Here is a 12908-nt window from a genome sequence, read left to right as displayed (position 1 = left end):
ATTTATTTCTTTTTATTGTTAGCAAGGGCTGCTTTTTGTTGGCGGATGATTTGGTGGTAAACTTGTTGTACCTTGGCTTCGCTTGGTTTTTGACCATTTGCGCTCAAAAGAGCACGAACTGCCTCAGCGTTCAAACGTGGGTTGTCCGCAAATTCTTTTTCGATTTGCTTACGAACCAAGTACATCCCTCCAAGAGCTCCTCCTAGAAAAGCTAGCACAATCAAGATAATTGCTAAAAGTAAATCCATTCTTTTTCTCCTGTTTCTTTTTGAGTCTTCTATATTATACCATAAAGTGACTTTCCTGACTAGTTTAGATTCCCTGTTGATATTCGTTATTTTTCCACCCTGTGTTTTGAAGAGAGCTTCTATTTTACGCGATTTGCTAATACTATCATCTTATAAAAATAGACAAACACAAAGCTGTGTTTGTCTATCATCCGAAACAGTTATAGGAGATACCGTCTCTTTACTGTCTATCTTTCTTTTCCCAGATTAACAATCTGAAACTAGTATAAATCAGAACGATTCCGCTCAGCTGAATCCATAAGGAAATTCTTGAACCTGTGCTAGGAAGATGACCTGCATTAGAAATCATTGATAACTCCTTCGCGCTCTTCTCTGTTGATATCTGTTTAATATCTTGCACTTGTTTTGAAGTGTCTAAAAGAATTTGAGAACTTTTTTGAGTAGGTGGCTCAGAATTTGTCTGAAGTCGTTGATCCTGTTTAGCAAGATCTCTCTCCGTCTGATCTAGAATTTCTATATAGTAATCATCCGCCTGCTGCTTTTCTTGCATTTTCAGTTTAGTCACTAAACGGTTGTAGTTCACTTGAGTAGCAGCTTGTGCCGTTTGCAAGTTGCTCAACTGCTCAATTGCCGCAAGTTGCGCTGCTTCCTTGGCTTTCACCTTTTGTTCAGCTGCTTCTAGCACCTCTTCAGCTTTGGAAAGTTGTTCTTCAGCTTGAACCAAATTCGACACTTTACTCTTTGCTTCCATCACTGCTGTTTGAGCTTTGACGAGTTGTTCCTGAGCAGTATCCCTTTTTTCAATAGCATCAGCAAGCGTACTAGTAGCATCTTTAAGCAAAGCTTCTTCTTTGGAAACATCGGCTTGTGCAGCAGTCAAGTTCTTTTGTGCAATAGAAAGGGCATCCCTAGCTTTTGATAAAACCTTCACTTTATCATCCTTTTCCCTTTCAACGTTATTAGCAATTGTTTGTGCTAACCTCAAGGCCTCTTTATCAGTTTCTAACTGATTTTTAGCTTCTTCTAAAGCTTGTTTAGCTTGTTCAAGCCCAAGAGGTGTTTGTGTTGCTTCATCAAAGGCTGTTTGAGCTTGAGTGGCTACTAACTGAGCTTGTTCATAAACTGTTTTTGCATTTTCCTTATCTGCTTGAGCTTGATTATTTGCAGCCTGAGCTACATCAAAGGCTGTCTGAGCTTGTTCAAGCTTTTCTTGATTTGCTTCCCCAGATTTTCCACCAATTGGCGTCGCATCAAAATTGTTTTTACTAGCATATTTCACCTGATCTTCCGAAACCATCGTGAAATGAGATACTGTAATATCGTTCTCCATTGAAAAATCAACGCCTAGATAATTCTTTTGACTTCCTGTATTCAAACCAGAAATAGATTTAGCATGCACCCACTCATAGCCATTATACATGAATTCAACCAATGAAAAATATATATCACGTTTCATATCTGCCACACTCATTTGAGAAGTGTTTGCCTTCCAGATATATGCATTTTCGTAATATTGAATCCCTTCTTGTTCTTGTTCAGAACTAGTTGTAACCAGTCCATACTCACGCGCAACTCGGTTAATACCCCATGCGTCATGATGGTAACGATTCATCAAATCCCAAGACCAATTATCATTTTTATATTCACGTGCTACTTTATCCGCAAATTCAAGTGCTGAAGGAGTAACAACTACCTCGCCCGTCCCCATTTGCGAACGAATTTGGTTAATCAATTCTGCTGTAAACTGAGATATTTCCAAACGGACATCATAAGGAATATTATTTGTATCTATCAGCGTTTTACTATCATTTGGGTCTGCTACATAATTGTTAAAAGATTTAGCCTTATCATTTACAGCTGTCAAGGTAGCTTCAATCTGACTAATCTGTGACTGCAGAGTATTTGGATCTGCCAACTGTTTTAAAGCAGCAATATATTCTGGAGTCATATAGAACGTATTCTTAGTATTAGATGTAACTGGAGCACCTGTATTCTTAGCTGCACTCAATGTAGCTTTTGCTGGTTCAAGTGCTGACTGTTTCTTTTCTGCTTTTGCACTAGCATCATCAAATGCTTGCTTACTTGTTAATACTGCATCATCAGCCTTACTCTTATTAGCAGTTGCTTCAGCTAATTTCTTCTGACGTTCTTCATCTGATTGATTGGCCTTTTCTACACCTTGTTGAGCTTTATCAACCGCGGTTTGACTGGCAGCGACTTTCGTTTTTGCTTGTTCAAGGTTTGTATCCGCGTCAGATGTTGACTCTGTCAATGTTGACTGTGCAACATCAACATCTTGTTGAGCTTGGGTTGCTTTTTCAGCTTCCCCTTTTTCCTTCTCTTTTGCAGCGGCTAAGGATTGAGCTTGATGATCCACTTGCGACTGTGCTTCTTCAAGCTCAGTCTTGCTACTTGCCAGATTGGCATCTGCTTTTTTTTCTTCATCCAACTTGGTCGCTAGGTCTGATTGCGCTTCTTTTAATGCAGTAGGCGCAGATTCTACAGCCTCTTTTGCTACATCAACATTCTGCTGAGCTATCTTTAGTTCATCTTTGGCTGTAGCTGTGGATTGTCTAGCCTCCTCTACATCCCTTTGAGCTTCCGACACTACTCGATTTACACGATTAAGGTCTGCTTTTGCTGCATCTACTTCACCTTGTGTAACGTTAGAAACAGGTGATTGTTTTTCTTCTCTTTGAGAACTCGTGTTCTCTCCTGAAGGCGTTGAGTTTTCACGCACTTGATCCGCTTTAACACCTTTCGTAAAGAAAATCGAAAGAGCAACTGCACTTATTGAAAATGCACTGAGCATTTTTTTAAACATAAAATATTCTCCTTTAATTTTTATCATTAGGAAAAATGACTAAATTATTTTATCATGTTTACCTTTATCAAGAAAGACGTCAAGTATTAAATATAGCGTATTTATTTGAAAATCAAAGAAATTGTCATTAAATTGTCATTTATTTTTTTCTAAAAATCCTCATAAAAACGGGAATCTTTCAAGGCAGACATTTTTATAAATGGTTCTTCTTGACAATCTTTTTACTTTTTTTTACATTTTAAAGACGAGTTTTAAAAAACGGTATATTATTTAATTATTTACTTTTTAAGTTGACAATCATTTTTCTTTATTTGAGTCAGTTAACTCTATCCTGTTATAAATATTTAATATATACTTCTACAAAATAAAAAACAAACTTCATCTAGAAGCTTGTTTTTTCTGATCCTTACTCTAAAATCGTTTATTTACTTTTTAAATATAGTGCTAGGCTATGATACGGTTTCAGAAGGATTTTTTCTGATACTTCTACATCTTCATAGTTTGAAATCAGAATCTGTCCATTTTGATAGTCTACTGGTAAGTCGATTTCTACTTCTGTGGCATAAAAGTTATTGAGGACCAGTAACTTTTCATCCTCATACTGACGTTCAAAGGCATAGACTTGCTGACTGTCTTCAAAAGCTGGTTTGTAGCTCCCTTCTGAGATGAGCGGCATTGCCTTACGAAGTCGAATCAAGTTTTGATAGAAGGCGAAAATTGGGCCTTTGATTTCATTTTCTACGTTGATATCTTTATAGGATTTACCAGCTTTCAACCATGGAGTGCCTGTTGAAAATCCAGCATTTTCTGAAGCATCCCACTGCATGGGAATGCGTGAATTATCACGTGACTTGGCCTGAATAATCTGGAAGGCTTCTTGTTCACTTTTCCCTTCTTTTAAGAGCATCTGATAGGCATTGATGGACTCGACATCCACATAATCAGCCACGGAATCATAGTCTGGGTCAACCATTCCGATTTCCTCACCCATATAGATATAAGGTGTCCCACGTGACAGGTGAATGCTGGCAGCCAGCATAGTCGCCCCTTCATTGCGGAAATGTTGAATATCTACAAAACGATTTAAGGCTCGTGGTTGGTCGTGATTGTTCCAGAAAAGAGCGCTCCAGCCATTTTTGTCACTCATTTCCTTGCCCCAGCTATGGTAAAGACTTTTCAACTCTTCGAAATCAAAGGGAGCTAAAGTCCACTTCTGTCCGTCCTTGTAGTCCACCTTGAGATGATGAAAATTAAAGGTCATGGATAACTCCTGACGGTCAGGTGACGAATAGAGGACACAGTTTTCCATGGTGGTAGAGGACATTTCCCCAACTGTCATAAAGCTATCGTCTGATCCAAAAGTGGCTTGATTCATCATGCGCAAATAGTCATGAACGATGGGCTTGTCTGTGTAAGCTGGCTTGCCTTCATTTTCAGGACAATCCACTAAGACCTCATCCTTGCCGATCAAATTGATCACATCAAATCGGAAACCTTTGACCCCCTTGTCTCGCCAGAAATTGACAACCTTGAAAAGTTCCTTGCGGACATTGGAATTGCGCCAATTAAGGTCAGCCTGAGTCTCGTCAAAGAGGTGGAGGTAATATTTCCCTGTATCCCCGAAAGGTGCCCAGGCAGAGCCGCCAAACTTAGACTGCCAGTCTGTCGGTTGGTCTTGGATGAAGAAAAAGTCTTGGTAGTACTGGTCGCCAGCTAGGGCTTTCTGAAACCATTCGTGTTCTGTCGAGCAATGATTGAGCACCATATCTAACATAAAGTCAATCTTGTGCTCTTTACCGACACGTACCATCTCTTCAAAATCAGCCATATCACCAAAAAGAGGATCCACTGCCATATAATCTGAAATATCGTAACCATTATCCCGTTGGGGGCTTGGGTAGAATGGATTGAGCCAGACCATATCCACACCTAGCTTGGCTAGATAGGGAATTTTTTCGATAATCCCACGGAAATCCCCAATACCATTTCCAGTGGTGTCTTTATATGATTTTGGATAGATTTGATAGACTACTTTTCCTTTATCAAGTGCCATCTGTTTCTCCTTTTCTGATAAAAGGGAGGAACCCGTGTTCCTTCCCTGTTTGTTTTATTTCAATTATACTCAATGAAAATCAAAGAGCAAATTAGGAAGCTAGCCGCAGGTTGCTCAAAGCACCGCTTTGAGGTCGCAGATAAAGCTGACGTGGTTTGAAGAGATTTTCTAAGAGTATTAGATTCGTGTAGCGACCATGAGAGCTTCCCCAGCTTGGATAGTTGTTGGATAAGTTCCAGTAATAGTCGCTGTATAAGCATCTTGGTTCGTGATGATAACAGGAGTTTCTGTCACGAGACCTGCAGCCTTAATGACATCCATATCAAAACGAATCAATTTTTGACCTACTGTGACGTGGTCTCCTTGGGCTACGAGACTTTCAAAACCTTTACCATCAAGACCGACTGTATCCATACCGATGTGAATGAGCAATTCTACCCCCTCATCAGAGACAATACCGATGGCATGCTTGGTAGGGAAAGGAACCGTCACCGTCCCATTGACTGGAGCAGTCAACTCACCTTGGCTTGGTTCAATGACTAGACCTTGTCCCATGACACCTGATGCAAAAACAGGGTCCGTCGCTTGACTCAATTCTTTCACTTGACCAGTCAGTGGGCTGATAATTTCTACTGGAGCAAGGGGTACTGGTTCATGACTGACAAATTCTGCCTCTTCTTGGGCAACGAATTCTGCCTGTAAGGCTGTATCATCCTCTGTCTTTGTAAAGAGACCGACCTTGCGGAAGAAGAAAGTCAAGAGCATTGGTACAACAATAGCAACTAGCATGGTTCCTGCAAATGGTAGCATATATTGAGGTTGAATAGAGAGGATACCTGGCAAACCTCCGATACCGATAGAAGCTGCTGTTACATTGAAAGTAACGGATAACATGCCGGCAAGGGCTGAACCAATCATCCCAGCTACAAATGGATAAATGTATTTGACATTGACCCCAAAGAGGGCTGGTTCTGTAACACCGAGATAGGCTGAAATGGTTGCAGGAAGTGAAATCTGAGCCTCACGCTCATCATGGCGGTGCATGAAATAATAGGCAAATACGGCAGAACCTTGGGCAATATTAGAAAGAGCGATCATTGGCCAAAGGGCAGTTCCGCCAGCATCCGCAATCAATTGTGTATCGATGGCATTGGTCATATGATGCAAACCAGTGATGACAAATGGAGCGTAGAGGGCACCAAAAATCGCACCGTAGAGCCATTTAACTGGACCTGTCAAACCTGCCAAGACAACTGCAGAGAGTCCTTGCCCAATTGTCCAACCGATTGGTCCCAAGACAGTGTGAGCCAAAATCAAGGCTGGAATCAATGACAAGAAAGGCACAAAAATCATGGAAATGACTTCTGGAATATGCTTGCGCCAGAAAATTTCAAGATAAGACAGACTCAAACCTGCAAGCAAGGCTGGGATAACTTGAGCTTGATAACCAATACGATTAACCGTAAAGTAGCCAAAATTCCATACCCAGTTGGCTGCGATTTCTTCTGTTGAAGTAGAAGCAACTGCATAGGCATTGAGCAACTGAGGTGAAACCAAACAGATCCCAAGTACAATTCCCAAGATTTGGCTGGTTCCCATCTTACGAGAGACAGACCAGGTAATTCCTACAGGCAAGAACTGGAAGATTGCTTCACCAGGCAACCAGAGGAAGTGATTGACCCCTGCCCAAAACTGAGAGGATTCTGTGATGGTCTTGCCATCCAACATCGACCAATGAACACCTTCAAGAACATTACGGAAACCGAGGATTAGTCCACCAACAATCAGGGCTGGAATAATCGGTGTAAAGATTTCCGCTAGAGTGGTCATGACACGTTGAAGTACATTTTGATTGCTCTTAGCCGCAGATTTGGCTGCTTCTTTGGAAACACCCTCAATGCCTGAAACAGCTGTAAAATCATTATAAAAAATCGGTACGTCATTCCCAATAATCACCTGAAATTGACCCGCATTTGTAAAGGTCCCTTTGACGGCTGGAATCGACTCGATGACCTTGACATTGGCCTTCTTTTCGTCTCCGAGAACAAAGCGCATCCGTGTCGCACAGTGGGTGACAGCAGTGACATTCTCCTTACCTCCAATCGCTTGAAGCAGATCTTTGGCTTCTTGTTCAAATTTTCCCATTTGATTCTCCTTATATTTGTCAAAGCAAGCTTGACTTGATAGCTCTATTGTAAACGATACCAAACTTGTAGGCAACTTGTTTGCGATAAAGAGAGGGTGTTTTTGCATATTTTCTAGCACTTGTATGGTAAAATGGATACAAGTATGTATGAAATAAGACTCAAAACTCATTTAATACTCAATGAAAACCAAAGAACAAACTAGGAAGCTAGCCGCAAGCTGTACTTGAGTACGGTAAGGCGACGCTGACGTGGTTTGAATTTGATTTTCGAAGAGTATAAGGAAGCAAGATGAAGAAATACCAACAACTATTTAAGCAAATCCAAAAAACCATTCAAAGCGAGACTTACGCTGTCGGAGATTTCCTCCCCAGTGAACACGAACTCATGGATCAGTATCAGGTGAGCCGTGACACCGTCCGAAAAGCTCTGTCCCTCCTCCAAGAGGAAGGATTGATCAAAAAGATAAGGGGGCAAGGTTCCCAAGTCATCAAAGAAGAAACCGTCAATTTTCCTGTCTCTAACCTAACCAGCTACCAAGAACTGGTCCAGTAACTTGGACTGCGCTCTAAAACCAACGTGGTCAGTCTGGACAAGATCATTATCGATAAAAAGTCCTCACTGATAACCGGCTTTCCAGAGTTTCGGATGGTGTGGAAGGTAGTCCGCCAGCGTGTAGTAGATAATCTAGTATCCGTTCTGGATACGGACTATCTGGATATGGAACTGATTACAAATCTCACTCGCCAAATCGCTGAGCAGTCTATCTACTCGTATATAGAGGACGACCTCAAACTCCTTATTGATTATGCTCAGAAGGAAATCACCATTGACCACACTAGCGATCGAGACAAGATTCTCATGAACATTGGGAAAGACCCTTATGTCGTTTCCATCAAGTCAAAAGTCTATCTCCAAGACGGGCGCCAGTTTCAATTCACCGAAAGTCGCCATAAATTAGAAAAATTTCACTTTGTTGACTTTGCCAAAAGACATCCGAAATAAACACTTACAGTTGGGGATACTCTCAACTGTTTTTTAGTAGTAAACGATCTAGTTGAGAGTTGAAAAAGAGGGACTACTTGCTACTTATTCTACTATTTTAAGAAAAAACAACAGCAAATATGTATCTTGCTAAAAAGCTCTTGACAAATGCTAAACGACCATTAGAATGGGAGGTGAGGAGATAAATAGAAACAAATTAAACGAAACTGCTTTATAAAATGTAAGCGGTTTCTAATAAACGAAGGAGGGTTTTATGAAAAAACACTTTTGGGAGAAATCCTGTCGCTATAGCATCCGCAAGCTGACGGTTGGGACTGCTTCTGTTTTACTGGGGGCTGTTTTTCTAGTCAACCATACTGTAGCTGCAGACAGTGTTGAGGTCAAGCAAACTGAACCAACCTCTGTCGAAGCTATCACTAAGCCTGATAGTGAACCCAAAGCTGCTGAAGCTACTGAAACTACAAAACCGTCTCTAGCCGAGAGTCCAGTAGTTTCCGAAAACAAGCCAGCTGAGGAGACTCAGACGACAAATAGTCAAGCTAGTGAAGAAGCCATTGTAGAAGCTAAAGAAAATAAGGAACCTGAAAAAGCAGACCAACCTGTGACAAAACAAGAAAACTATCAACTCAACTACGATCAACCAACAGCTCCCTCCTATGATGGATGGGAAAAACAAGCCCTCCCTGTCGGAAATGGAGAAATGGGAGCCAAGGTTTTCGGACTCATTGGGGAAGAGAGAATCCAGTACAACGAAAAGACCCTCTGGTCAGGAGGGCCACAACCCGATAGCACCGACTATAACGGAGGAAACTACAAGGATCGCTACAAGGTTTTAGCAGAGATACGTAAAGCCCTCGAAGCTGGCGACCGCCAAAAAGCAAAACAGCTCGCTGAACAAAATCTAGTTGGACCAAACAACGCCCAGTATGGACGTTACCTAGCCTTTGGAGATATCTTCATGGTCTTTAATAACCAGAAGAAAGGGTTAGATACTGTAACAGATTATCATCGTGGTTTGGATATCACTGAAGCCACTACGACCACTTCTTACACCCAAGATGGGACGACTTTCAAACGCGAAACCTTCTCCAGTTATCCTGATGATATCACTGTGACCTACTTGACCAAAAAAGGAAACAAGACACTTGACTTTACCCTTTGGAACAGTTTGACAGAAGACTTGCTTGCTAATGGCAACTACTCTTGGGAATATTCTAACTATAAGAATGGTCATGTCACTACAGATGCAAACGGAATCCTTCTAAAGGGAACTGTCAAAGATAACGGCCTTCAATTTGCATCCTATCTAGGAATTAAAACGGACGGAAAGGTGACTGTTCAGGACGAAACTCTAACCGTTACAGGCGCAAGTTATGCGACCCTCTATCTCAGTGCCAAGACTAACTTTGCTCAGAATCCAAAAACCAACTATCGAAAAGACATTGACCTCGAAAAAACAGTTAAAGGGATTGTCGAAGCAGCTAAGGCCAAAGACTACGAGACACTGAAAAAGGCCCATATCAAGGACTATCAAAGTCTCTTTAACCGCGTTAAACTAAATCTAGGCGGAACCAAGACTACTCAAACGACAAAAGAGGCCCTTCAAGGCTATAACCCAGAAAAAGGGCAAAAATTGGAAGAACTCTTCTTCCAATATGGCCGATATCTACTCATCAGTTCGTCTCGTGATCGGACAGATGCTCTTCCTGCCAACCTCCAAGGAGTCTGGAACGCTGTAGACAATCCACCTTGGAACGCTGACTACCACCTCAATGTCAATTTGCAAATGAACTATTGGCCAGCTTATATGAGCAACCTTGCTGAAACTGCCAAGCCAATGATCAATTACATTGATGACATGCGCTATTATGGCCGTATCGCTGCCAAGGAATACGCAGGTATCGAATCCAAAGACGGACAAGAAAATGGTTGGCTGGTCCACACCCAGGCGACACCATTTGGCTGGACTACTCCAGGCTGGAATTACTATTGGGGTTGGTCTCCAGCAGCCAACGCTTGGATGATGCAGAATGTCTATGACTACTACAAATTCACCAAGGATGAGACCTATCTCAAAGAAAAGATCTATCCTATGTTGAAAGAGACTGCCAAGTTCTGGAACTCCTTCTTGCACTATGACCAGGCCAGTGACCGTTGGGTGTCTTCTCCATCCTACTCACCAGAACACGGTACCATCACCATCGGAAATACCTTTGACCAATCGCTAGTCTGGCAGCTATTCCACGACTACATGGAAGTTGCCAACCATCTGAATGTCGACAAAGACTTAGTCACAGAGGTCAAGGCTAAATTTGACAAACTTAAACCACTTCACATCAATAAAGAGGGCCGTATCAAAGAATGGTACGAAGAAGACAGTCCGCAATTCACCAATGAAGGGATTGAAAATCACCACCGCCACGTTTCCCATCTAGTTGGTCTCTTCCCAGGTACGCTCTTTAGCAAGGACCAGGCTGAATACCTAGAGGCTGCGCGTGCTACCTTGAATCACCGTGGAGATGGGGGGACTGGTTGGTCTAAGGCCAATAAAATCAACCTCTGGGCTCGTCTGCTGGACGGTAACCGTGCCCATCGCTTACTCGCTGAACAGCTCAAGTACTCAACTCTAGAAAACCTTTGGGATACCCACGCGCCTTTCCAAATCGACGGAAACTTTGGAGCGACCAGTGGGATGGCAGAAATGCTTCTCCAATCACACACTGGCTATATTGCACCATTGCCAGCCCTTCCAGATGCATGGAAAGACGGTCAAGTTTCTGGCTTGGTTGCCCGTGGTAACTTTGAAGTCAGCATGAAGTGGAAAGATAAAAACCTGCAAAGCTTGTCCTTCCTTTCAAATGTCGGTGGAGACCTGGTTGTAGATTATCCAAATATCGAAGCTAGCCAAATCAAGGTCAATGGCAAACCAGTCAAGGCAACGATCCTTAAAGATAATCGTATCCAGCTTGCAACGCAAAAAGGTGACGTCATTACCTTTGAACATTTCCCTGGCCGTGTGACCAGTCTGACAGCCGTTCGACAAAATGGAGTCACTGCCGAACTTACCTTCAACCAAGTAGAAGGCGCTACCCACTATGTCATCCAAAGACAAGTGAAAGACGAAACTGGCCAAACCTCTGCGACCAGAGAATTTGTAACCAATCAAACCCACTTTATTGACCGATCACTAAATCCTCAACTCGCCTATACTTATACTGTCAAGGCTATGCTGGGCGAAGTTTCCACACAAGTTTCTGAACAGGCCACTGTCGAAACCTATAGCGAGTTGATGGACGACCGAGATAGCCGCATCCAGTACGGAGCTGCCTTTGGAAACTGGGCAGACTCAGAATTATTTGGAGGAACAGAGAAATTTGCTGACCTTTCAAAAGGAGACTACACAGACGAAGATCTCACTGCTACCATTCCTTTCACTGGCGTTGGTATCGAAATCTATGGACTGAAATCGTCTGAACTAGGTCTTGCCACTGCTAAAATTGATGGCAAAGAAGTCGGGGAGCTTGACTTCCATACTGCTGGAGCAACTGAAAAAGGTAGTCTCATTGGTCGCTTCGCAGGACTATCTGACGGACCTCACACATTGACTCTTAGTGTTAAACGTGAGCACAAAGGACGTGGTAGTGAGCGCTCGAAAATTTCATTAGACTACTTCAAGATCCTAGCAGGAACAGGCAATACGATTGAAAAAATAGATGATCGCGATTCGCGCATCCAGTATGGTGCCCAGTTTAAGGACTGGTCTGACCCTGAACTCTACGGAGGTACGGAAAAATACGCTGATATTAACAACAGCGACTCTAGTGCAGCTTCAGAAGCTCAGGCAACTATTTCCTTTACAGGGACGGGTATTCGTATCTTTGGCTTAAAGAGCCTCGCTCTTGGACGAGCACGTGTTACACTAGATGGCAAAGAAATGCCAAGTCTAGACTTCTACACTTCAGGTGCAACTGAAAAGAGAGCTTTTATTGGCGAATTTACAAATCTCACTGACGGTCCGCATACCCTGACATTACAAGTTGATCCAGATTCGCCAGAAGGTCGCAAGAAAATCTCTCTAGACTCCTTTGATATCATCAAAGCTCCTGCTGTTGGTATAGATAGCCCGAGCATTGCGCCTCTTAAGGAAAATGACAAAACCATTTCCTTAAGCCTACCAGCTGGAGATTGGGAAGCCATCGCAGTGACCTTCCCAGGAGTCAAAGATCCTCTAGTTTTGCGTAAGGTGGATGAAACGCATCTGGTTACCAGTGGGGATCAGACTATCCTATCAATCCAAGACAATCAAGTTCAAATCCCAATCCCTGACGAAACCAATCGCAAAGCTGGAAATGCCATTGAAGCTTATACCATTCAAGGAAATACCACAAGCAGCCCTATCGTAGCCGTCTTTACTAAAAAGGATGAAAAGAAAGTTGATGAGAAGCAACCAACTACAAGCAAGGGAGAGGAACCAGCTCCTACTGTTGAAATTCCTGAATACACTAAACCTATCGGGACTGCAGGGCAAGAAGTGCCACCCACTGTAGAAAAGCCTGAATACACCGAACCTATCGGAACGGCGGGGCAAGAAGAGTCTCCTACTGTAGAAAAGCCTGAATACACCGAACCTATCG

5 protein-coding genes and 1 pseudogene are annotated in these 12908 nt (G+C 42.5%); 2 read left to right on the top strand and 4 right to left on the bottom strand.

From position 1 onward, the window contains the following. Positions 1-2 precede the first annotated feature (2 nt). From HMPREF2885_RS03445 to treP, 4 genes are all read right to left on the bottom strand, one after another. Positions 3-248 (bottom strand): YneF family protein, encoded by a 246-nt coding sequence (locus HMPREF2885_RS03445; RefSeq protein ID WP_000364980.1) that lies wholly within the window; start codon positions 246-248, stop codon positions 3-5. A gap of 220 nt (positions 249-468) precedes the next feature. After that, positions 469-3099: an SEC10/PgrA surface exclusion domain-containing protein gene (locus HMPREF2885_RS03440; protein WP_261674083.1), complete on the bottom strand. Its 2631-nt coding sequence runs from the start codon at positions 3097-3099 to the stop codon at positions 469-471. Between the two features lie 394 nt (positions 3100-3493). Then, positions 3494-5125 (bottom strand): alpha,alpha-phosphotrehalase, encoded by a 1632-nt coding sequence (gene treC, locus HMPREF2885_RS03435; RefSeq protein ID WP_070657097.1) that lies wholly within the window; start codon positions 5123-5125, stop codon positions 3494-3496. A gap of 177 nt (positions 5126-5302) precedes the next feature. Then, the gene (gene treP / locus HMPREF2885_RS03430; RefSeq protein WP_070657094.1) at positions 5303-7270 is read right to left on the bottom strand and encodes a PTS system trehalose-specific EIIBC component; all 1968 of its coding nucleotides are present in this window, start codon (positions 7268-7270) and stop codon (positions 5303-5305) included. Positions 7271-7560: 290 nt separating this feature from the next. On the opposite strand from treP, the pseudogene treR reads away from it, so the two are divergent. Together treR and HMPREF2885_RS03420 are read left to right on the top strand one after the other, a co-directional pair. Next, a pseudogene (treR, locus tag HMPREF2885_RS03425) lies at positions 7561-8274 on the top strand (trehalose operon repressor). A 253-nt stretch (positions 8275-8527) separates the two neighbouring features. After that, on the top strand, positions 8528-12908 hold a 4381-nt coding region (locus HMPREF2885_RS03420; protein ID WP_083307406.1), incomplete at its 3' end, for an SIALI-17 repeat-containing surface protein.

The sequence above is a fragment of the Streptococcus sp. HMSC062H02 genome (assembly GCF_001813005.1).
GTDB lineage: Bacteria > Bacillota > Bacilli > Lactobacillales > Streptococcaceae > Streptococcus > Streptococcus oralis_S.
Note: the sequence above shows the minus strand (reverse complement) of the source record. Positions and strands in the feature narration are given on the sequence as shown.